Genomic DNA, 21,075 nt, shown 5'->3' on the forward strand with positions numbered 1-21,075 from the left:
CACCCGTGTCAGCCCGGATGGCCTGTGGATCGAACTGCACGGGCGGTCGGAAGCAGGAACCCGCCGAGACGACTGCGCAAGGAGCCATCCATGCGTAGCGTGGTAGGAATCTCCGGCCTAAAGGCCGGGGAGGATGTCAATGCTTGTTTCCCGTACTGCTCAGCCACAGCCTCTGGCCGTTCCTGGAACGCACTACGCGCCCACCAGTAGCAAGCGCACCGTCTTGGCATGTAGCTGGCGCTGCTTTCTGACCGCTATCTTGGAGGTCTGAAACTTGAGCAGCGAGACAATAAACCAAGACAATAAACAATGTCAAATAATGTCAAAGAAAATGTCAAAGAATAAATGTCAAAGTTGTCCACCCAGAACCTGGCCGCCTTGGCGCTCATCCCGCAAGTCTTGAATGGGCCAACGCAAACAATGACTGCCACTTTCTGGTTTGGTACGGGACTGCCTTCGCCCAATCTGGTAGAGAAGGCAAGATGTGGTGAGTAGCTACTTGCATCCAGGTGGACGCTCGCCTTCTAAAGACTTCCTAGGGTGCGGTTATAAACAAACCGAGCTGTTCCCAACCACTGCTGCAGCGTCTGTCGCTGTTGTGCTGTCGGATACATCTCGTCCCCCAATCTTTTTGCCGGCGCCGGAGATGGAAACTTGCCGGTTGTCTCACCGCCATTTGGAATGGCCAACTGCAAGCCCAAAATCTGGGGGCGCGCAGGGAGGCCGAGACCTCCCTGCTTGTATACTTCTCTTGCGGCTGAGCTGAGCTCGAGGCCAAGCATGATCCCACCGCAAACTGCTATTCCCCAAGGAGCTGAGATCCTCTGCATCGGCACAGAATTGCTTTTGGGAGAGATCACCAATACCAATGCCCAGTACTTGGCAGCCGAGTTGGCGCAACTGGGGATCCCCCACTATTACCAAACGGTGGTGGGGGATAACGAGGCCCGCATTCACCACGCGCTGGAGGTGGCCTGTGGTCGTTCCAGCTTGATTCTGATCACCGGGGGTTTGGGGCCGACGCCGGACGATCTCACCCATGAGGCGCTGGCTTCCTTTTTTGGGGCGGAGATGGTGGAGCACCCCCAAGTGTGGGAAGAGATCCTGCAAAAGTACGGGCAGCGGGGCCTTGTGCCCTCGCCGAGCAATCGCAAGCAGGCTTTTCTGCCCCGGGGAGCGAGGGTGTTGCCCAACCCGCTTGGCAGCGCCTGTGGCCTCATCTGGCAGCCCCGGCCCGACCTGCACATTCTCACCTTCCCTGGGGTGCCGCGGGAGATGCAACACATGTGGCGGGAGACCGCCGTGCCTTATCTGCGCTCCATCGGCTGGGGAAAAGAGGTGTTCTACAGCCGGGTACTGCGCTATTGGGGCATTCCCGAATCGACGCTGGCCGAACGGCTGGGATCCCTGTTGGCGGGGGAAAACCCTACGGTGGCTCCCTACGCCAGCCAGGGGGAGGTACGCCTGCGGGTTACCGGACGTGCTCCCAGTCGTGAAGAGGCCCAAGCCTTGATCGCCCCGGTGGTGGAGCAGATTTTACAGATTTCTGGAGAAGACTACTTCGGCAGCGATGACGCCACCTTGGCCGGTGTGGTGGGGGAGCTGCTGCTGCAGCGGGGGCAAACTCTGGCGGTGGCAGAATCCTGCACCGGCGGGCTGCTGGGGCAGTTGGTGACCGGGATCCCGGGCAGCTCCCGCTATTTTGTGGGGGGGATCGTGGCCTACGACAACCGCATCAAGGAGCAGCTTTTACAGGTGAATCCGGAAACCCTGCGACAGCACGGGGCCGTGAGCGAGGCGGTGGCCGCCCAAATGGCGCTGGGGGCCAAGCAAGTCCTGGGCTCCAACTGGGCCTTGAGCATCACCGGCATTGCCGGGCCAGAGGGAGGCACCGCCACCAAGCCAGTCGGTCTTGTGTATCTGGGTTTGGCGGATCCGCAAGGGAAGGTGGAAGTACACGAGTACCGGTTTGGCAGCCTGCGCGGCAGAGAGGGGGTGCGTTGGTGGAGCGCCCAGACGGCTCTGGATCGCTTGCGGCGGCGCTTGCTCTGCTACCCCCTTTAGGGGGGATCCAGTCTCTCGGGGTTGGATCCCTGAGTAAGCTGGGGGAGCAGATGGATCCAACCGATCTCCAGAAGCAGACCCTACCAGGCAAGGAGCAAGCCGATGATCCCCGATGCCGTCCAGGCGGGCAAGGAAGCCCTGCGGCAGGGCCGCCTGCAAGAGGCCATCCAACTTTTTGAAGGCTACCTGGCCCAATCCCGTCAGCAGGACAAAGCATTAGGGATCCCGGCAGACTCATCTGACGGCGAAGCCCTGGAAGCCCAAATGAACCTGGTGCGGGCCTACCACCAGTTGGGCCAGACGGAGAAGGCACGGTCCCTCTGCCTAGAGCTGCTGCAACACCCCAACCCCCAGGCGCAAGGCTGGGCCAAGAAGATCTTGCTTCGCCTGCCCACTGCAACAGAGTCCCTGGCTGCTCCGTCCGCCAAACCTGTCGAACCGCGTTCTGCTCCCCCAGAGGAGCCGTCTCCTGGAGCGGGATCCCTGTCCACCCGTCAACGGGCCGCCCAACTGGGTATGAAGATCCCCCTGCCGGAGCGGGCCGGCCCCCTGCATTGGGCCAAGTGGGGATCCCTGGGGGTGGGCATTGTCTTCCTTTGGTGGCTGAGCTTTGTGTTGGTAGGCAGCCATCTGGATTTTGGCCGGCTGAGTTTTCCGCGGCAGCTTTGGTTTTTGCAGGGGTTGCTGCCCTGGCTGCGCAATGGCCTGCGGTGGTTGGTGGCCGGCAGCCTGGCGGTCAACTTTGGAGTAGGCCTTCTCTTTTTTGCCCCCTGGCTGATGGATCAGCTCCACCAACGGCTGCACAAGTTGCGTTGGGCCAGGCTTGGCGAAATCGAACGCCACAGCCCCGAAACGGCGCGCCTGCTGCAGCGCATCTGTGCCCAAAACCAGCTAAAACAGCCCCGACTGGGGGTGATCCCGGATGCTGGGCCGCTGGCCTTTGTTTACGGCACTTTTTCTGATGGCTGCCGCATTGTGGTCACCCAAGCCCTGTTGCAGCAGCTTTCTGAGGATGAGATTGCCGCCGTCTACGCCCAGGCCCTGGGGCGAATTGTCAACGGAGATATCCTGGTCATGACCCTGCTGGGATCCCCGATTCAACTGGTTTACCTGGCCCTAGAGCAGGTGAGCCAACTGGGAAGCAAACGGCGGGATCTCATCGGGCATGTGGCCCCTCTGCTCTACTTGATCTACACGGTGCTTTCCTATCCCCTGTTTTTCCTCTCCCGCCTGGGCACCTACCATGCCGACCATTTTGCCGTACAGGCAACCGGCAACCCGAACGGGCTGATCGCTGCTCTGCTCAAATCGGCTGCCGGCTTACAAGAGGCCCACAAAAATGACCGCCGACCTTCCTCGCTGTTGCACTGCACCCGCCTGTTCAGCCTTTTGGACTTCAAAACCACCGCAGCCGCAAGTGCAGCCAGCCGTCTCAGGGATCCCTCCCAAGCTGGCCAAGTCTTTCTTTGGGATCAAATCAACCCTTGGGCCCGCTGGATGCAGGTCAATTCCAGCCATCCGCTGCCGGGGCACCGCTTCAAGGTCTTGGCGGGATATGGAGAGCGGCTGCGCCTCCTGCCGGAGCTGAGCCTGGGATCCGGGTCCAAATTGGATGTGGCCCGCCTGCAAAGCCGGTTTTGGCTGGATCTGGCCATCTACGCAGCCGAAGTGGTCGGGATCCTCATTGGCTGGCTGGTGGGGCTGATCCTCTACCTGCTGCTGCAAAACCGTCTCGATCCCAAGGTGATCGCGGCAGCAGCGGTGGTGGGCTACGGGGTGGGCTTGTGGGCCAAAGCGGGGTTGATGTACGGGGGATCCCTGCCGGCAAGGCCGACGGATGTGCTCAGCTTGCTGGCGGATCCCGACGCGGATCCCCGCCGCGGACAATGGGTGGAGCTGGAGGGGGAGTTGGTGGGACTGGGCCCCTCCGGCTATCAACTGGGGGCAGAGCTGAAGCTGCAAGAGGCCACAGGGCTGATCCCGGTGCGCTTTACTTCCCCTTTGGGGCCGGTGGGCAATGTCTTTTCCGGCCTGAAGCAGATCCGCGCCCTGGTGGGCCGGCGCGTCAAAGTGGTGGGCTGGTTCCGCCGCGGCAATACTGCTTGGGTGGATCTGGCCTACGTCCAGGTGGGATCCAATAAGCTGCACAGCCGACCGCGCCTTTGGCTGGTTGTGTTCGGCTTGGGAGTCATCCTGCTGGGGATTTGGGGGGCGTTCTATTTCCCCAACTTGGCCTCTTACCTGCGGCGGTGGTGAGCCAGGCTGATACATTTACGCTGAACACTGCTGAACATCACTGTTCAACTATGCAGCGATAGCATTCTGTTTGTTTCCAACCAGAATGGCGGTATCCCGCAAAGCTTTGAGTAGAATACCCAAAGCGCAGTTTCCGTGTCGTCTTACTACCAATTTTCTGCTTTGCTTTGGCTACCATGTTGGCAGACTCGAAAGTAAACAGAAAGATCAACTGGTAGTAATCCGTACTGAGCATATTATACATTATTTTCAGTATAGTTGAGCTTATTATTGACTAGAGTCATGCTCTCTTCCAGTTGGCTGAGAAAACTAGCGGCGAGAGGGCGTTAACTGTGCCTTGCGCAGGCGCACCGACTGGGGCGTGATCTCCACCAGCTCATCCTCGCCGATGTATTCCAAAGCCCGCTCCAGGGTCATCTCCACCGGCGCTTGCAAGTGCACCAGCTCCTCCCCGCCCGCAGCCCGGTGGTTGGTCAGTTGCTTGGTCTTGCAGACGTTCAGCTCCAAGTCTTGGGGACGGTTGTGCTCGCCCACGATCATGCCCTTGTAAACGCGGGTACCTGGCGTAATAAAGAATACACCTCGATCTTCCGCATTCTTGAGGGCATAGGTAGTGGCCACCCCTTCTTCAAAAGCAATCAGCACCCCGTTGCGGCGCATTTCCATCTCAGAGGTCAGGGGACGGTATTCCAAAAAGCTGTGGCTCATGATCCCCTCGCCGCGGGTGATGCGGATAAACTCCCCCCGAAAGCCGATCAGCCCTCGCGCCGGGATGACGAACTCCAACTGGGCCCGACCATCGGATCCCACCATCATGTTCTGCATTTCTCCCCGCCGTTGCCCCAGCCGCTCGATGCAGGCCCCCACCGTTGCTTCCGGCACATCCAGCACCAAACACTCATAGGGCTCATAGGGCTGGCCGTTGACCTCGCGGAAAATTACCTTCGGTTGCCCCACCTGAAACTCATAGCCTTCCCGCCGCATGGTTTCCAGCAAGATGCCCAGGTGCAGCTCGCCTCGCCCCGACACCAAAAAGCGATCCGGCGAATCGGTTTCTTCCACCCGCAGCGCCACGTTGGTTTCCAACTCCCGCATCAGGCGCTCCCGCAACTGTCGCGAGGTAACGAAGGTACCCTCCTGGCCGGCAAAGGGAGAATCGTTGACACCGATCATCACCTGCAATGTGGGCTCGTCCACTTTGATGAGCGGCAGAGCCTGGGGATTCTCGGGAGAGGTGAGGGTGTGGCCAATGTTGGCCTCGGCAAACCCCGCCACAGCAACAATGTGGCCGGCGGTAGCTTCCGTCAGCTCGATGCGCTGCAGCCCCTGAAAGCCGAACAGCTTGGTTACTTTGCCCTTGGCAATGGATCCATCCTCTTTCACCACTGCCAATGGATCCCCCAGGCGGATGGTGCCGTTGTGGATCTTGCCGATCACAATCCGGCCCAGGTATTCCGAATACTCCAGCGTGGTGACCTGCAGTTGCAGCGGCTTGCCGGGATCCCCAATGGGAGGTGGGACATGCTTGAGGATGGCCTCGAAAAGAGGCTTCATATCCAGGGATCCGCTGTACTTCCCTTCCAGAAAGTCTTTGAGATGAGCTTCTTCCAGGGCAAAGCCGCGCAACCCAGAGGCAAATAGATAGGGGAAGTCGCACTGGTCTTCGTCTGCCCCCAGCTCCAAGAACAAATCCAGCACCTTGTCGACGGCTTTGTAGGGCTCGGCGCGAGGCCGATCAATCTTGTTGACCACTACGATGGGGCGCAGGCCCTTCTCCAAGGCTTTGCGCAGCACAAAGCGGGTTTGCGGCATCGGGCCTTCATTGGCATCCACGATCAACAAGCAGCCCTCCACCATCCCCAGCACCCGCTCCACCTCGCCCCCGAAATCGGCGTGGCCAGGGGTGTCGACGATGTTGATCAAGGTTTCGCCGTAGCGGACGGCTGTGTTTTTGGCCAAGATGGTAATGCCCCGCTCCCGCTCCAGCGTGTTGGAGTCCATCACACAGGTGGGAATGTCTTCCCCCTCCCGAAAGATGCCCGCCTGGCGTAACAGGGCATCCACAAGGGTAGTTTTGCCGTGGTCGACGTGGGCGATGATGGCAACGTTGCGGATGGGGAGTGACATATTAACCATTGACCAGCAGGATGTCGCCCTACAAGCAGGAGTGCCCTAGGGATTTCTTTACAACTCTAACGCAAAGGAGCGTTACGTTGCTAAACACTCCTGGCTTTGGGCTTAGCCCCAGCACTCCCAAAGGGTTATCCCGACTGCCTCAATATCCAAAGGGATCCCCTACATATCGGCGCCGCGCAGATAGAGCAGCAGGATGACCGCCGGGCCTGCCAAGACAATCAAGGCCAGCAGGGCCAACTGCACAAAAACTTCGTATTGTCCGAACATAATCCCAGATCCTGTGGCTTACGCTTTGTATCCTAAGGGGTGCCCTCCACCCCAGATGGGAGAGCTGTTACAATTCTTCAAGTCATGCGCTCTTCGCCAAGGGATCCCTAGCGCTCCTGCTGGGCTTGAAACACCACCGGATCCAGGTTGAACAGCTCCTGCAAGATCCGCATGGCTGCCCGCCGCGCCTCGATATCCCGTTTGGCCCGCAGTTGCACCATCGGGTCGTGCAGGATCTTGTTGACGATGCCGCGGGTCAAGGCGTCGATCACCTCCAGGTGCTTCTCGGCAAAGTCCTTGCCCAGGCGGGAGAGAGCTTTTTCCATCTCCTGCTCGCGGATGGACTCCACCTTGTGGCGCAGGCTGGAAATGGTGGGCACCGTCTCCAGAGAACGCCACCACTCCATGAATTGATCCACCTCTTCTTCCACCAGGGCTTCGGCAGCCAGAGCCAGCTTTTGCCGTTGGGCGCGGTTTTCTTCCACGACGCGGGAGAGGTGATCCACATTGAACACCTGTACCCCCTTCAGCTTTTCCACGTCGGGATCGATGTTGCGGGGCACAGAGATATCCACCAACAACAGCGGCTGATCTGGCTGCAGCACCCCTGCCAGTTGCTGGTAGTTCAGGATCGGCTGGGTGGCGCCGGTGCTGGTGAAGACCAAGTTGGACTCGGCCACACTGTTCAGCAGCGACTCCCAAGGCAGCACCTGGATCGGCTGCTCAAATTGCTTGGCCAGGGCTTCGGCTCGCTCCAGGGAGCGGTTCACCACCGTGATATCGACTGCCCCCTTGGCCAACAGGTGCTGCACCAACAGACGGGCCATTCTCCCCGCCCCCACCACGGTAACCTTGCCCTGAGAGAGGGATCCCTGCTCTTGCAGAGCCAACTCCACCGCTGCCGAGCTGATGGACATGGCGCCGGTGCCGATCTCCGTTTCGGTACGGACGCGTTTGCCGGCGGTGATAGCCGCCTTAAAGAGGCGATTGAGGATGCGATCCATGCCGTTGCAGGCTTGGCCCAGTTGCTGGGCTTTTTTCACCTGCGAGAGGATCTGCCCTTCTCCCAGCACCAAGCTATCTAGCCCGGCAGCCACCCGCATCAGGTGGGTTACGGCATCTTGGTAGAGAAGGGTAAACAGGTGCGGACGCAGTTGGGGCAAGGGGATCCCTTTCAGCTCAGCCAAGAACTGCATCGTCTGCCGGACACCACTCTCCATTTCTGAGGTGACGATGTAGACCTCCAGCCGGTTACAGGTGCTGAGGATCGCAGCCTCCTCAATGTGGGGGTGGGCGCGAAGCTGCTGGATCGTCTCTCCCACCTCCGCCTCCGCGATGCTGAGGCGCTCCCGAATCTCTACGGGAGCTGTGCGATGGCTAAGACCGACAACCGCGATAAACATGCCTCTCCGTCGTCTGTACAGCAACAGCAAAAGTTATTAAAAACAAAAACTCTGAACAAAAGCAAATATTGTTTCAGAGAGAAAGGAAGAGCTGTGACCGATACGAGGGGATCCCTTGACTCGGTTCCAGCAAGCTTAGGTAACTTTTCTCAGCCTACCTAAACCCTAAGACCAGTATCGAACCGGTTTTGCCGGATTTTGCTGAAGAGTTATTACGTTTTCACGGGTTGGGTCTTGATAGACTTCGTAACTTTCCCAAAAAGGCAAGGGCGACCTCCAGCAGGGGAAAGCCGCCCCGATCTCCGAGGATGTTGGGTAGGGGATCCCTCAGCGCAGTTGCAGTCCGCGGGGCTGCTGGCCGTCTTTCATGTGGATGGTATCCACAAAGCGCACCGTGCGGGATTGGCTGGAAATCACCAAGGTCTCGGTGCGGGCCCCACCCCCAAAGAAACGTACCCCGCGCATCAAGTCACCATCGGTGATCCCGGTGGCAGCAAAGAGCACTTCCTTGCCACTGGCCAGCTCCTCACACTCCCACACCTTGTCGGGATCCTCGATGCCTTTTTCTTTGAGTTCCCGTCGCGTTTCCTCCACGGGTGGCAAGTAGGTGCCTGCCTGAACTACTTCGGGATCGTAGATCAGCCGACCTTGGAAGTGGGCGCCCAAGCACCGCAGAGCAGCTGCCGAGATCACCCCCTCAGGAGCAGCCCCGATCCCCATCAGAGCATGAATGCCGGTGCCGTTGAAGCCCGCCGAGAGAGCCGCCGAGATGTCGCCATCGGTGATCAGCTTCACCCGTGCCCCCGCCTCTCGAATTTGGCGAATCAGATCGAGGTGGCGCTTGCGATCCATGACCACCACCGTCAGATCCGACACCTCCCGATCCAGGCTTTCGGCGATGATCTTGAGATTTTTCTCTGGCGGATAGTCGATGTGCACCTTGCCCTTGGCCTGGGGCGGAGCTGCCAGCTTCTGCATGTAGATGTCCGGGGCATGGAGAAGGCCACCTTTCTCAGAGATGGCCAGCACCGCCATAGAGCCGTTTTGGCCTTTGGCCACCAGGTTGGTGCCCTCACAGGGATCCACAGCAATATCGATCTCCACCAGCTCTTCCACACGGCAGAACTGCTCAGCATCCGGGTGGGTACAGATGCCCACTTCTTCGCCGATGTAGAGCATGGGGGCCTCATCGCGGGTTCCTTCCCCGATGACGATGCGACCGCGCATAGGGATCTGGTTGAGTTTCTCCCGCATGGCCTCTACAGCCACCTGGTCGGCGGTCTTGTTGTCCCCTTTGCCCATCCAGCGGGCGGCGGCAATGGCAGCCTGCTCCACGACTTCGATGATCTCTAGCCCCAACTTGTTGTCCACGATGTGCCCCCTTGCTGATCTCGGAATGGTGAAGGCCAACTTAAGGATATCTTCAGACTCTTCCCCTCAGTTTACCAGGGCAGGCTTCTCCTCGGGATCCCATTCTCTCAACCCCAATAAGCTGAGAGAACAAATCTCCCAAAGCCAGTCAGGAAGAGCGATCCCCGTCTTGGTGGCTTACTATTGCCGCTTGGGGATCAGGGATGGTAGCCTATTTTAAGGGCAATAAGTTTTTCTTAACGCAATTAAAAAAACGCAATGAAAAGATACGCTTTTGTCAACTGTTCCGGACAGGTTCAGGTGATCCGCACGATCCCCGGCCACTGGGAGCGCACCCTCTTTCCCGGCCAGCAGGCGATTTTTGAGGCGGAGCCGGACGACTATCTGGAAGTCTACAGTTGCTGCTGCTCCACCGCCATCCTGGAAGAGCGCCGCCTCTGTCGCTATCTGGTGGATTCTTCCTCGCCTGAGGTTGACCTCTACCTGTGGTCATCTTCGCAACGGGGAACTCTGGCGGATGCGTTGAATGGTTGACAGGCTCTAGCGGCTGGCTGCCCCATAGGGGCAAGAGGACTGGGTTTGCCCAGGATAACTAGATTGGGGATCGCTTCTCCTGAGGCCGATCCCCGGATTTTTCAGAGGGCGGATGCGGATCTGGAGAAGGGGCATCGGGGGGACGGGTCAGGCAACTGCCCCGCGCAGCATTGCGAAAGGTATCGATGCGCTCCACGCAATTTTGATGGCCGCAATAGGGGCAATACAGGCGATCCCCAGGTTGGGGCTCCACATCGGCCTGGCTCCACCACCGCCGACAGCGGTCACAACAAAAGTGATAGAGGAACTCCAGCGCCACTCTCATGGGATCCCTTGCAGAGCTGAGCCGATCAGCATGGAAAAATGGGCATTATCCGGATCCCGGCAGTTGGGATCCCTCCCTAGCCCTCGGATTAAGACAAACTCATTATGAGTATGGTATGTTAGGTTTGGTTTACGTTTGCACTTTACCGCAAGGAGCGTGGATTGATGTCTCAGGAAGGATGTCTGCGGGTTGGCCAAGCTGCTCCCGATTTTTCGGCCACCGCCGTCTATGACATGGAATTCAAGACGGTGAAGCTCTCCGACTACCGGGGTAAGAAGTATGTGGTGCTGTTCTTCTACCCCTTGGACTTCACCTTTGTCTGCCCAACGGAGATCACGGCCTTTAGCGACCGCTATGACGACTTTGCCAAGCTGGATACCGAGATCCTGGGCGTCTCGGTGGACAGCGAATACTCTCACTTGGCCTGGATCCAGACCGACCGCAAAGCCGGAGGGGTGGGCGAGCTAAGGTATCCTCTGGTCTCTGACCTGAAAAAGGAGATCAGCGCTGCCTACAATGTTCTGGATCCGGAGGCCGGTGTGGCGCTGCGCGGCCTGTTCATCATCGACAAAGAAGGGATCATCCAGCACGCCACCATTAACAACCTGGCCTTTGGCCGCAGTGTGGATGAAACCTTGCGCACCCTGCAAGCTATCCAATACGTGCAATCTCACCCCGATGAAGTTTGCCCGGCCAACTGGCAGCCCGGCCAGAAAACCATGCACCCCGACCCAGTGAAATCCAAGGAGTTCTTCGCGGCGATTGCCAAGTAGGTTGGCCCAGATCCTGCCTCAGGGATCCCGGGCTTTTTCGGGTATGGCTCCAGCCCCGGGTGGGCTGGGGCTTTTCTTCGCCAGGGGCAGCCCGACTCTTCCCAAAAGGGACAAGCAACAGCAGAGGGGCTGGGGGTGAGGGCCGTCGGCAACCGCTCCAGAACCAGGTGCCCGCGAACAAATAAAGATCCCCTGAATTGACCAGGGGATCCGACAAGACAAGGGCCGCTGGACTTAGTCCCAGGGTTTCCCGCCGGTGAACTTGTAGGTAATCGGCTCTTTGTTTTTGCCGATGTTGCGATCCACTTTGCCGACGGGCTCACGGCCTTCGTTGACCTTCTCGGGAAAGACGCCGTCTTTGGGATGCACCAACACAGGCTCTCCACCCGCCGGAATGCGGAAGATCTGGTAGTCGTTGATCTTGTAGTCGGATCTCAACTGGGCACCCAGCGCCAAACACTGCTCTTTGCGGGCAAAGGTGAGAAAGTTTTTGCCTTCCACCATTTCGGCAGCGCCGCCGGTGGGCATTTCAAACACCTGCCCCGGCTTGCCCGTCCAGGTGATGACGTATTTTTCTTCGGTTTCGGCTGCGCTCAACAGCCCCCCGGTGGATCCCCCAAATAGAGGCAGCTTTGCTCCCTGACGAGGATCGCCTTCCATCACAGCCATAGTCTACCTTTCTCAACTCGTTGTGGTTTGCGGTGGTTTGCCTTGTCCAAACCGCGGTTTGCGGCGCGAAGCACTTTGAATCTACCACTGACTCGATTTTTGGCCCCAGTTCCGCCTGGGAACTGTAATCTTTCGTAGCAGACTGGCTGGCCCTCAGACGGATCCCTGGGCGCCCTGTAGGCCACCATAGAACAAGCCGGAGACCCACAGCTTTCTGGAAAAGGAACAGCGCCCATGGCCCAGTGGTCCCTCCATCCCAGCTCGCAATCCAACGCTAGGGTCATTCTCATTCCCACCGCCTTTGGCCACGATACTCAGGCTCCGATGGCCATTCTCAATGCCGGTTCGGAGCTGTGTGCCTTCGAGCCGAGGTTGGGGATCGATGTGGATAAGCTGGCGGTGGCGCAGTTGCCGGGGCTGGTGGATGAGCCTCCCTACGGCATGTGTGAGGCGGCGGTGACTCAAGCTTGGAGACGACAACAATGGCCGGTGCTGTTGCCTTCGGTCTTGGCCGCCAGTTGGGGGGCCATTCGTGCCCTCTGGAAGCACTACCCAACTCTGAGTGTGGTGCATTGCAGCGCTCATGCCAACCTGATGCCGCCCCCGGAGATGACCCAGCCGGATCAAGATACAAGCTATGGCAGTGCTGCCTGGGTGGAGTTGCTCTATCAGCACAAGCTGCCGGTGATCCATGTGGGATTGCGCAGCGGCAGTGCGCGCGCCTACGCATGGCTGAAAGCCCACCACAGCCCAATATTCTGGGCCCAAGATGGCTGGGATCCCCAGCAGGTGGTGGCCTCTTTGCCGGATCAACCGGTGTTTTTGGTGGTGGACTGCAGTGTGTTGGATCCTTCCTTGGCGCCCGCGGTGCATCACCCAGAGCCAGGGGGGGTGAGTTGGCCGCAACTGTTGCAGACCTGTGAGGCCATCTTTGCCGCTCGTCCTGTGGTTGGCCTTTCGCTGGGAGGGGTGGCGGTGGGATCCGCAACGCGGCAAACCGCTCGTGTGGTGGCCCGCCTGCTCAATTGGTTGCTGGCCTGCTATGCCCTCCACTCCCTGAAGGTGACCGCTCAACCGCAACCTGTCCAGACGGTTTAAGCTGCTCAAAGATGAATGCCTGAATATCTGGGAATGGTTGCATGAACCTGATACATTTACGCTGAACACTGCTGAACATCACTGTTCAACTATGCAGCGATAGCATTCTGTTTGTTTCCAAACAGAATGGCGGTATCCCGCAAAGCTTTGAGTAGAATACCCAAAGCGCAGTTTCCGTGTCGTCTTACTACCAATTTTCTGCTTTGCTTTGGCTACCATGTTGGCAGACTCGAAAGTAAACAGAAAGATCAACTGGTAGTAATCCGTACTGAACATATTATACATTATTTTCAGTATAGTTGAGCTTATTATTGACTAGAGTCATGCTCTATCGCCGAGTGATCTTCCCGCAACTGTTGGATCTGGCCCTCTCGGGGGAACGGATAGAGCGCTATCGGCGGCAGCTTCTGGCCCATGTGCAGGAATCCGTTCTGGAGATTGGTTTTGGCACCGGCCTCAACCTATCCTGCTACCCAGAGCACATTCGAAAGATCACAGGGGTAGATCCCAATCCCGGCATGGGATCCCTGGCTCGTCGGCGCATTGCCTCTTCTCCCATCGCCGTTGATTGGCAGGTGGCGGATGCCCAGAAACTGCCTTTTCCAAGCCAGAGTTTTGATAGCGTGGTTAGCACCTGGACATTGTGCAGCATTCCCAATGTGGCCAAGGCTTTAGGGGAAATCCGGCGGGTGTTGCGAGCGGGGGGCAAGCTGTTTTTTCTCGAACACGGCCTCAGCGAGGATCCCCAGGTGCAAAGATGGCAAAATCGTCTCAACCCCCTCCAAAAAGTGATTGCAGATGGCTGCAACCTCAACCGAGATATGGCCCGGTTGATCCGAGAAGCGGGGTTTCGGTTTGAGCAACTGGAGCGGTTTTATATGCCTGACCAGCCGAGATTCATTGGCTACACCTATCAAGGCATAGCGCTTCCCGCCGCGGAAGGAAACTTCCAGTTCTAGAAGACTTGAGCAGCCACCAATTTTCCAACAGCTCTCTACCTGTTCGCCTTTCTAATCACACAGTCTAATCACACAGTTGCAGACGGGATTGCGGCTGCCGCATGGCCGGGTCGATCTCGTAGGTCAGCTCAAAGTTGATCACCCGCCAGCGCTGAGGGGATCCACCCCTATCCTCTGGGATTTGGGAGCTGAAGCTGACGGGCAAGCCATAGAGGCGAGGTGGGCCGGGGCGACGGTGGGATCCCTGCTCCAGATAAGGGGTGAGCAGCTGGCGGTAGCGCTCGGCCACGATCACCTGAGTGGCTCGCATCCCTTGCATGCGCAGCCGATCCAACTCTTCATGAATCTCAAAACGGATCCCATCGGCGTGGGTGTGCTGACGAAACCAGCGACCTTCCCAAAAGCGCCAGCGCCGTCCGGATTGCAGGTGTACCAGCTCCTCTTGTTCGGCATCCGCCTCAAACGCACCGTGGCGAGGGCAGAGGTAGGTATCGGTCAGGGTGAGGGCCGCAATCGTTTGCCGACAGTGGGGGCACTGAATGCTGGGGCCGAAGATCGGGTAGGAAAAGGCAACAGTCATAGGAAACCCCACAAAACGCGGCTGGATATCTGGGCAAATCCGCAGTTGTCCACATTATAGATGTTGGCTTTTGGGGATTCCCATGACAAAACCGGAGGAGATCTTCTAAATTAGGAGGTAGGGGGGATGCGCTCGAAGTCTGTACTGATTCTGGGCGAGCCTCAAGGAGCTCCGCGATAGCAACGGGGAGTGGGTGGTACCCACTTCTTTGCTTTTTGAGGGGGCTTACTGTCCCCTTTGCCAGCTCCGGCTCAAAGGGGTTTGGATCTGGCGGCAACACCCGGTTGGTGACAAGTTGGTTATGGTTCACCCTCTTATTCCACAGTTGGAGAGCTTGGCCCGTCCCTTGGCCGCTCAACTGGGATACCAGTTGGTGCAGATGGTTTTCCACACCAACCAGCATCCGCCAGTTCTGCGGGTGGATATCCGCCCACTGGATCCCGACCGAGAAACCAGCCATGCCGATTGCGAAGCCATGAGCCAAGCCTTAGAAGTCGAGCTGGATCGGGTGGATCTGATCCCAGGCCAGTACGTGTTGGAGGTGTCCAGCCCTGGCATCAGCAACCTTCTCACCAGCGATCGCGACTTTGTGGTTTTCAAGGGATTCGCGGTGGAGGTGACCTTGGATCCACCCTACAAGGGCAAAGCCGTTTGGTCAGGACACCTGCTGGGTCGGGATGAGGAGAGGGTTGCCTTATCCCTCAAGGGGCGGCGAGTTCAGTTGCCCCGCGCTTCGGTGCAGCGGGTTGCCCTCTCATCGGAAACTGACTAGGAGACCGGAGATAGAGAGAGCGTTTGACCGCAGGTGGTGCGGCCCTCCCTTCGCATCAGAGATGCGGGTTCAGTTCCCGCTGTGGAGCAATAGCAACAGCAAGTTTCACGAAGTTTGTGCAGGAGGACAGTGGTTATGGCGATGGTGCCTCTGCCGGGTTTGGCGGAAATGGTGGAGATGATCTCGCGGGAGCGCAACTTGCCCCGCCATGTGGTCACCGATGCCCTGCGAGAGGCGCTGCTCAAGGGCTACGAACGCTACCGCAAAACCATCCAGCGAGATGTGGTCTTTGCAGAAGACCACTTCCGCAATTTCGATGTGGAGTTGGATGTGGAGGCAGGAGGCTTTCGCGTTTTGGCCACCAAAGCCATCGTTGAGCAGGTGCAAAACCCCGACCATGAGATCTCTCTGTACGATGTGCAGCAGGATTACCCAGAAGCCGAAGTAGGCTGGGAAGTCACAGATGATGTCACCCCACAACAGGCGGAATTTGGCCGCATGGCGGCCATCCAAACCAAGCAGGTGCTGGCGCAAAAGTTACGGGATCAGCAGCGCCGTCTGATTCAGGAAGAGTTCCGCGATCTGGAAAAAACCGTACTGCAGGCACGGGTGCTGCGCACCGAGCGGCAGACGGTGATCATGTCGGTATCCAGCGGTTTCGGACAACCTGAGGTGGAAGCAGAACTGCCCAAGAAGGAACAGCTGGCCAGCGATCGCTACACTCCCAACGCGGTGATGAAGGTCTATCTCAAGAAAGTCTATGAGGGATCCCGGCGGGGGCCACAGCTTTTGGTTTCCCGGGCCGATGCTGGCTTGGTGGTGAACCTGTTTGCCAACGAGGTGCCAGAAATTGAAGAGGATATCGTGCGGATTGTGGCAGTGGCGCGGGAGGCCAACCCCCCTTCCCGAAATGTGGGGCCACGTACCAAGATTGCGGTCGATACGGTGGAGCGGGACGTGGATCCAGTGGGGGCCTGTATTGGCGCGAGGGGATCCCGGATTCAGGCGGTGGTAGCAGAGCTGCGCAACGAGAAAATCGATGTCATCCGCTGGTCGCCGGATCCTGCCACCTACATTGCCAACGCCCTCAGCCCGGCCAAGGTGGTGGAGGTGCGGCTAGTGGATCCGGAAATCCAGCAGGCCCATGTGTTGGTCAACAGCGACCAGCTCAGCTTGGCCATTGGCAAAGAGGGGCAAAATGTGCGCCTGGCAGCCCGCCTCACCGGTTGGAAAATCGACATCAAGGAAGTGGAGAGCTACCGCGCAGCGCTGGAGGAAGCCCAAGCGCAAGGGTTGCCCTATCCCTTCATCACTCCGGCGGCACTGGAGCGCTTCCGGCGGCGGGCAGAGCGGGCTGCTTTGGGCCTAGAGGATGAGGAATACGAAGAAAAGCGCCGCCTGGAGGAAGAGGAGCTGGCGGGGGACGATAGGCTGGAAGAAGACTGGGCTGACGAAGAGGAGGACTTCGACTACGACGCCGAGTTCGACATTGCCCAGCCGAAGGGGTAATGATATACGCTCTACCCTCACTTTGCCCGTACACTTTGCTCGTAGAGGGCGGCTTCTGCCGGAAGTCTGGGCTTTGGAATGAGTTTTGCTGCAGGGGATCGCGGTTGCACCGAGACCGCAATGGCGCATGTGGGGTTTTCCTGCCTGCTTGGGCAGAACTGCCCTGTTCCGGCAATCTGCATTGGTGAAAGATGCTAGCTTTTGTTAGCATGCAGGAGCCAAAAAAGTTCGGCAGGCAAATCAAAACTCTTCCGAGCCAGAACCCAAACCTCAATCCAACACAGCGGGATCCCTTGGCTAGTTCAGAGTTTGCCCTGGAGCAGTTGCTCTTTGCCCCGGCCACGCCTGACCCCGACGCGGTGCGGGTAATCTACGCCTTCCCCAACACCTACGCAGTGGGGATCACCAGCCTGGGCTATCAAGTCATCTGGAGTCTGCTGGCCAGCCGCCGGGATGTGGCCGTCTCCCGCCTCTTTACAGACTTGGCTGAGCCCCTGCCCCGGGAGCCGGAGCTGTTCGGCTTTTCCTTGTCCTGGGAGCTGGACTATGTTCATATCCTGGCTCTGCTGGAACGACACGGGATCCCTCCCAGATCTGAGGAGCGGGAAGAAGCCCACCCCTTGGTCTTTGGCGGCGGCCCGGTACTGACAGCCAACCCTGAGCCCTTTGCCGAGTTTTTTGACCTGATCTTGTTGGGGGATGGGGAAGGTCTTCTGGAGAAGATGATCGAGGTCTATCGGGAGGTGCGCCAGGGATCCCGGGCTGAGAAATTGCAGGCGCTAGCGCAGGTGCCAGGGATCTATGTGCCCGGCTTGTATGAACCCCAATACCGGGAGCCCGACGGCCCGGTGGAGAAGGTGCTCCCCAAAGTGGCCGGGATCCCTAGCTCCATTCGCAAACACACCTTCCGCGGCAACACCCTCTCGGTTTCCACAGTAGTCACCCCCAAAGCGGCCTGGGAGAGCATCTACATGGTGGAGGTGGTGCGCAGCTGCCCGGAGATGTGTCGGTTTTGCCTGGCCAGCTATCTCACCCTGCCTTTCCGGGTGGCGGATGTGGAGGGGCATTTGATCCCGGCGGTAGAGCGGGGGCTGCAGGTCACTCAGCGGATTGGGTTGCTGGGGGCTTCTGTAACCCAACACCCCCAATTTGAGCAGTTGCTGGAGCACTTGGCCCAGGATCGCTTCGAGCAGGTGCGTCTCAGTTTGGCCTCGGTGCGCACCGCTACCGTAACCCCACGTCTGGCGCAGGTACTCTCCCGCCGGGGCAGCCAGTCCATTACGGTGGCCATCGAAAGTGGCTCAGAACAACTGCGCCAGATCATCAACAAGAAGTTAAGCAACCCGGAAATCTTGGCAGCAGCAGCCCACGCCCAGGCTGGAGGTCTGAAGGGCATTAAGTTCTACGGCATGGTAGGGATCCCGGCGGAAACCCAGGCGGATTTGGAGGCCACAGTAGCCCTTTTCCAAGAGCTCAAAAAAGCGGCTCCCGGCCTGCGCCTGACGCTGGGTTGCAGCACCTTTGTGCCCAAAGCCCACACCCCTTTTCAGTGGCACGGAGTGGATCCCCAAGCCGAGAAAAAACTGCAGTTTTTCCAGAAACACCTGCGTCCCTTGGGGGTGGAGTTGCGCCCGGAAAGCTATAGCTGGTCCGTGATCCAGGCCCTCATCTCGCGAGGGGATCGGCGGGTGGGAAAGGTCTTGCAGTTGGCGCGGGACTTTGGGGAATCTTTGGGGAGCTACCGGCGCGCTTTCAAAGCGCTTAAAGGGCAACTGCCGCCTCTGGATTACTACGTGCACAGCCACTGGGATCCAGGGGATCCCTTGCCTTGGCAACACATCGAAGGGCCCCTCACCCCAGAGCGACTGTTGCAACATCGCCAGGAAGCTCTTTCTGTTCGCATCCCTTAGAGATGTCTATTGGGGTTGTTTGCAGGCCGCAATGCTGCTGGCAATAATCGCCTCGGTTTCGGCCAAGCCTTTCCAGCCCAAGATCTGGGTTTCTTTCTTTTCCAAGCGCTTGTAGGTGGCGAAAAACTCCGCAATCTCATCCAGGCGGTGCTGGGCGATGTCTTCCAGCTTGGTCACCGAAGCATAGCGGGGATCCTTAGCAGGCACACACAGCAGCTTCTCATCCGGATCCCCGCCGTCGATCATCTGCAACATGCCCAAGGGGCGCACCGTGACCACACACCCTGGGAAAGTGGGCTGATCCATGATCACCAAGCCATCCAAGGGATCCCCATCCCCGGCCAGCGTATTGGGCACAAAGCCGTAGTCGTAAGGGTACTGCACCGAGGAATAGAGCACCCGATCCAGCGCCATTGCTCCCATGTCTTTGTCAAACTCATACTTGTTTTTGCTGCCGCCGGGAATCTCAATCAAGAGGTTGAGCAGGCCGGGCTTGGGTTGGGCAGGGATCCGCGACAGGTCGATCACAGCAAGCACCCTCGGATTGGGAATAGACAGCCAGAGGGTATTTTGACATACTCCTTGCCCCAAAGGACAGAGACTCTTGACACTTCGCCGGGAACAGTTCACGTCGGCGGGACGGAATCCTCAGCCAGCTTCCATTTTCTCCACCCACGTCTGGCTCAACGCTGGGAGACGCCCCATCCTCGGCAAGAGACTTGGTTTTTGTCTCCTCCTTTCGCTCAGCATGCTCAGAGCTGTCTTGGAAGGAGAGGATTCCAGATCCGGTTTTTTTGATCGACTTTGATCAGCTTGGACATACTCCTCGGGCAAGATTCGAACTTGCGACCAATCGGTTAACAGCCGACCGCTCTACCGCTGAGCTACCGAGGATCAAGTGTTTCTCATCATAGGGGAAGAAAGGACTGCTAGGCAACTGCCGGCGGGGGGTTCTTGTTGGGCCTTGGGATCCCTGCTCAGAGGGTGGATAAGCTTGAGTCTGCTCAATCACTTACCTTTCTCAGGTCTATCTGACGGATCCAGGGGACAAACCCTGAAAACGCCCTCGTCAACCGAACGGAAGCCATTACAATGGTTACGGACATTTGCCAGCGCCCCTCATGGACTTCGGAGTCGGATTTCTCTCCAACAACGTCATGCTGCCGATCCTGGATTTTTTCTATGGGATCGTGCCCAGCTATGGACTGGCCATTATCTTCCTGACGTTGGTGATCCGCTTTGCCCTCTACCCGCTCAATGTGGGATCCATCCGCAACATGCGGCGCATGAAGGTGATCAGCCCGGTGATGCAGCGGCGGATGCGAGAACTCCAGGAGAAATACCGAGACGACCCGCAAAAGCTTCGGGAAGCCCAGGCCAAGCTTTACAGCGAGCTGGGGGCCAATCCCTTGGGGGGCTGCCTGCCACTGCTCATTCAAATGCCGGTGCTGTTTGCCCTGTTTGCCACCCTGCGGGGATCCCCTTTTGCGGCAGTAACCTACGATGTCAACTTGCAGATCCTGCCGGCGGAAGTGGCGGCTGAGGTGGTACCAGCTCCCTACGTCAGCCCCAGCAAGAACATTTTTGTCACCGACTCTCTTCACAAGCCGGTGGTGCTGGTGGAACCCAAAGGCACCAAGATTGCCGTCGGGGAAGAGGTGCAATTTTTGCTTCAAGGGCCGGGGGGCAAGCCTTTTGAGCAGTTGGTGGCCGAAGCGGGTGGGGATCCCAATCTGTTACAGCCCACCTGGAAGATCACCAAAGGAGAAGATCGTGCCCAGATCAAGCCGGATGGCACCTTGCTGGCTCTGCAGCCGGGGGATGTGACCGTGCAGGTGTCTATTCCCGGTTTGGCCTCTGAGACTGGCTTTCTGTTCATCGACAAGTTGGGCCGTGTGGGAGCCTTCGACGAGGATGGCACCATCCACTGGGATATCATCGCCATGATCGTCATCTTTGGGGTGTCCATTTACCTGAACCAGTACCTAACCAATGCCGGACAGGATACCGGCAAAGAGGATCCCAGCCAAAGTTCCATGGCTCGGATCACCCCTGTGCTGTTCTCGGCGATGTTCCTGTTCTTCCCTCTGCCGGCAGGGGTTTTGCTCTACATCCTTGTCTCTAATATCTTCCAAACGGTGCAGACTTTCCTGCTCTCGCGGGAGCCGTTGCCGGAGAACTTACAGCAATTGGTGGAAGAGGAGCGCCGTCGGGCTGCCCAGGCGATCACGGTGGAGGCCAAGGAAGTGGAGAAATCGACCAAGCCCAGACCAGCCAAGGAGGGACGCGAATCCTTGCCCTTTGAGCCCTAGGGGATCCTCGCTGTTGGGGTGGACTTGTGGTGGAGTGTTGATACCTGATACATTTACGCTGAACACTGCTGAACATCACTGTTCAACTATGCAGCGATAGCATTCTGTTTGTTTCCAACCAGAATGGCGGTATCCCG

General features: G+C 58.3%; 19 protein-coding genes and 1 tRNA gene. 10 read left to right on the top strand and 10 right to left on the bottom strand.

The features are described from left to right. Positions 1-524: 524 nt before the first annotated feature. Positions 525-830 (bottom strand): helix-turn-helix domain-containing protein, encoded by a 306-nt coding sequence (locus tag ACVWZU_RS11915; protein WP_457403737.1) that lies wholly within the window; start codon positions 828-830, stop codon positions 525-527. On the opposite strand from ACVWZU_RS11915, the gene ACVWZU_RS11920 reads away from it, so the two are divergent. Next, entirely contained in the window at positions 781-2,064 is a 1,284-nt protein-coding gene (locus ACVWZU_RS11920) for a competence/damage-inducible protein A (protein WP_414331859.1), read from the top strand. The two genes, ACVWZU_RS11915 and ACVWZU_RS11920, sit on opposite strands and share 50 nt — an antisense overlap. Positions 2,065-2,166: 102 nt before the next feature. Then, complete coding sequence (locus ACVWZU_RS11925) at positions 2,167-4,320, top strand: M48 family metalloprotease (RefSeq protein WP_457445087.1); 2,154 nt, start codon at positions 2,167-2,169, stop codon at positions 4,318-4,320. Positions 4,321-4,629: 309 nt separating this feature from the next. Here the strand turns inward: ACVWZU_RS11925 and typA are convergent, their stop codons facing one another. The 4 genes from typA to glpX form a co-directional block, all read right to left on the bottom strand. Beyond that, positions 4,630-6,447: a translational GTPase TypA gene (typA, locus tag ACVWZU_RS11930; protein ID WP_414409133.1), complete on the bottom strand. Its 1,818-nt coding sequence runs from the start codon at positions 6,445-6,447 to the stop codon at positions 4,630-4,632. A 168-nt stretch (positions 6,448-6,615) separates the two neighbouring features. Beyond that, positions 6,616-6,723, bottom strand: coding sequence for a photosystem II reaction center protein Ycf12/Psb30 (psb30, locus tag ACVWZU_RS11935; RefSeq protein WP_011433833.1), 108 nt, complete (start codon positions 6,721-6,723; stop codon positions 6,616-6,618). Positions 6,724-6,830: 107 nt separating this feature from the next. Next, entirely contained in the window at positions 6,831-8,126 is a 1,296-nt protein-coding gene (locus ACVWZU_RS11940) for a glutamyl-tRNA reductase (protein ID WP_457445089.1), read from the bottom strand. 327 nt (positions 8,127-8,453) lie between these two features. After that, positions 8,454-9,497: a class II fructose-bisphosphatase gene (gene glpX, locus ACVWZU_RS11945; protein ID WP_457445091.1), complete on the bottom strand. Its 1,044-nt coding sequence runs from the start codon at positions 9,495-9,497 to the stop codon at positions 8,454-8,456. Positions 9,498-9,755: 258 nt separating this feature from the next. Here glpX and ACVWZU_RS11950 point away from each other — a divergent pair, with 258 nt between their 5' ends. Next, a complete protein-coding gene (locus tag ACVWZU_RS11950; protein ID WP_457445093.1) occupies positions 9,756-10,031 on the top strand; it encodes a DUF1830 domain-containing protein in 276 nt (91 codons plus the stop codon). Between the two features lie 58 nt (positions 10,032-10,089). Here ACVWZU_RS11950 and ACVWZU_RS11955 read toward each other — a convergent pair whose 3' ends face one another. Next, positions 10,090-10,356: a hypothetical protein gene (locus tag ACVWZU_RS11955; RefSeq protein ID WP_414409136.1), complete on the bottom strand. Its 267-nt coding sequence runs from the start codon at positions 10,354-10,356 to the stop codon at positions 10,090-10,092. 164 nt (positions 10,357-10,520) lie between these two features. Here ACVWZU_RS11955 and ACVWZU_RS11960 point away from each other — a divergent pair, with 164 nt between their 5' ends. Then, on the top strand, positions 10,521-11,129 hold the full coding sequence (locus ACVWZU_RS11960; protein WP_457388418.1) for a peroxiredoxin: 609 nt from the start codon (positions 10,521-10,523) through the stop codon (positions 11,127-11,129). A 234-nt stretch (positions 11,130-11,363) separates the two neighbouring features. On the opposite strand, the gene ACVWZU_RS11965 is transcribed toward ACVWZU_RS11960, so the two are convergent. After that, positions 11,364-11,789 carry a photosystem I reaction center subunit II PsaD gene (locus ACVWZU_RS11965; protein ID WP_011433827.1) on the bottom strand — a complete coding sequence of 142 codons (426 nt, stop codon included), beginning with the start codon at positions 11,787-11,789 and terminating at the stop codon, positions 11,364-11,366. Positions 11,790-12,032: 243 nt separating this feature from the next. Between ACVWZU_RS11965 and ACVWZU_RS11970 the strand changes: the two genes are divergently transcribed. Both ACVWZU_RS11970 and ACVWZU_RS11975 read left to right on the top strand, forming a co-directional pair. After that, the gene (locus ACVWZU_RS11970) at positions 12,033-12,896 is read left to right on the top strand and encodes an arginase family protein (RefSeq protein ID WP_414406603.1); all 864 of its coding nucleotides are present in this window, start codon (positions 12,033-12,035) and stop codon (positions 12,894-12,896) included. Between the two features lie 323 nt (positions 12,897-13,219). Then, positions 13,220-13,855: a class I SAM-dependent methyltransferase gene (locus ACVWZU_RS11975; protein WP_457445102.1), complete on the top strand. Its 636-nt coding sequence runs from the start codon at positions 13,220-13,222 to the stop codon at positions 13,853-13,855. Positions 13,856-13,919: 64 nt separating this feature from the next. On the opposite strand, the gene ACVWZU_RS11980 is transcribed toward ACVWZU_RS11975, so the two are convergent. Beyond that, entirely contained in the window at positions 13,920-14,435 is a 516-nt protein-coding gene (locus tag ACVWZU_RS11980; RefSeq protein WP_011433824.1) for a TIGR02652 family protein, read from the bottom strand. Positions 14,436-14,736: 301 nt separating this feature from the next. On the opposite strand from ACVWZU_RS11980, the gene rimP reads away from it, so the two are divergent. From rimP to ACVWZU_RS11995, 3 genes are all read left to right on the top strand, one after another. Then, positions 14,737-15,207, top strand: a complete 471-nt coding sequence (gene rimP / locus ACVWZU_RS11985) for a ribosome maturation factor RimP (protein WP_011433822.1) — start codon at positions 14,737-14,739, stop codon at positions 15,205-15,207. 135 nt (positions 15,208-15,342) lie between these two features. Beyond that, entirely contained in the window at positions 15,343-16,716 is a 1,374-nt protein-coding gene (gene nusA, locus ACVWZU_RS11990) for a transcription termination factor NusA (RefSeq protein ID WP_457445096.1), read from the top strand. Between the two features lie 293 nt (positions 16,717-17,009). Next, positions 17,010-18,626, top strand: coding sequence for a B12-binding domain-containing radical SAM protein (locus ACVWZU_RS11995; protein ID WP_457445098.1), 1,617 nt, complete (start codon positions 17,010-17,012; stop codon positions 18,624-18,626). Between the two features lie 6 nt (positions 18,627-18,632). On the opposite strand, the gene ACVWZU_RS12000 is transcribed toward ACVWZU_RS11995, so the two are convergent. Both ACVWZU_RS12000 and ACVWZU_RS12005 read right to left on the bottom strand, forming a co-directional pair. After that, on the bottom strand, positions 18,633-19,151 hold the full coding sequence (locus ACVWZU_RS12000; RefSeq protein WP_414400247.1) for an inorganic diphosphatase: 519 nt from the start codon (positions 19,149-19,151) through the stop codon (positions 18,633-18,635). Positions 19,152-19,448: 297 nt separating this feature from the next. Further along, positions 19,449-19,520: transfer RNA gene (locus ACVWZU_RS12005), tRNA-Asn, on the bottom strand. Between the two features lie 227 nt (positions 19,521-19,747). On the opposite strand from ACVWZU_RS12005, the gene yidC reads away from it, so the two are divergent. Further along, a complete protein-coding gene (gene yidC / locus ACVWZU_RS12010; protein ID WP_457445100.1) occupies positions 19,748-20,938 on the top strand; it encodes a membrane protein insertase YidC in 1,191 nt (396 codons plus the stop codon). The last annotated feature ends 137 nt before the right edge of the window (positions 20,939-21,075 follow it).

Source organism: Thermostichus sp. MS-CIW-26, from assembly GCF_054059115.1.

Excerpts from the sequence above, each read along its gene's own strand:
- ACVWZU_RS11920 (WP_414331859.1), top strand. The coding sequence starts at position 781 with ATGATCCCACCGCAAACTGCTATTCCCCAAGGAGCTGAGATCCTCTGC.
- ACVWZU_RS11915 (WP_457403737.1), bottom strand. The coding sequence starts at position 830 with ATGCAGAGGATCTCAGCTCCTTGGGGAATAGCAGTTTGCGGTGGGATC.
- ACVWZU_RS11925 (WP_457445087.1), top strand. The coding sequence starts at position 2,167 with ATGATCCCCGATGCCGTCCAGGCGGGCAAGGAAGCCCTGCGGCAGGGC.
- typA (WP_414409133.1), bottom strand. The coding sequence starts at position 6,447 with ATGTCACTCCCCATCCGCAACGTTGCCATCATCGCCCACGTCGACCAC.
- psb30 (WP_011433833.1), bottom strand. The coding sequence starts at position 6,723 with ATGTTCGGACAATACGAAGTTTTTGTGCAGTTGGCCCTGCTGGCCTTG.
- ACVWZU_RS11940 (WP_457445089.1), bottom strand. The coding sequence starts at position 8,126 with ATGTTTATCGCGGTTGTCGGTCTTAGCCATCGCACAGCTCCCGTAGAG.
- ACVWZU_RS11950 (WP_457445093.1), top strand. The coding sequence starts at position 9,756 with ATGAAAAGATACGCTTTTGTCAACTGTTCCGGACAGGTTCAGGTGATC.
- ACVWZU_RS11955 (WP_414409136.1), bottom strand. The coding sequence starts at position 10,356 with ATGAGAGTGGCGCTGGAGTTCCTCTATCACTTTTGTTGTGACCGCTGT.
- ACVWZU_RS11960 (WP_457388418.1), top strand. The coding sequence starts at position 10,521 with ATGTCTCAGGAAGGATGTCTGCGGGTTGGCCAAGCTGCTCCCGATTTT.
- ACVWZU_RS11965 (WP_011433827.1), bottom strand. The coding sequence starts at position 11,789 with ATGGAAGGCGATCCTCGTCAGGGAGCAAAGCTGCCTCTATTTGGGGGA.
- ACVWZU_RS11970 (WP_414406603.1), top strand. The coding sequence starts at position 12,033 with ATGGCCCAGTGGTCCCTCCATCCCAGCTCGCAATCCAACGCTAGGGTC.
- ACVWZU_RS11975 (WP_457445102.1), top strand. The coding sequence starts at position 13,220 with ATGCTCTATCGCCGAGTGATCTTCCCGCAACTGTTGGATCTGGCCCTC.
- ACVWZU_RS11980 (WP_011433824.1), bottom strand. The coding sequence starts at position 14,435 with ATGACTGTTGCCTTTTCCTACCCGATCTTCGGCCCCAGCATTCAGTGC.
- rimP (WP_011433822.1), top strand. The coding sequence starts at position 14,737 with ATGGTTCACCCTCTTATTCCACAGTTGGAGAGCTTGGCCCGTCCCTTG.
- nusA (WP_457445096.1), top strand. The coding sequence starts at position 15,343 with ATGGCGATGGTGCCTCTGCCGGGTTTGGCGGAAATGGTGGAGATGATC.
- yidC (WP_457445100.1), top strand. The coding sequence starts at position 19,748 with ATGGACTTCGGAGTCGGATTTCTCTCCAACAACGTCATGCTGCCGATC.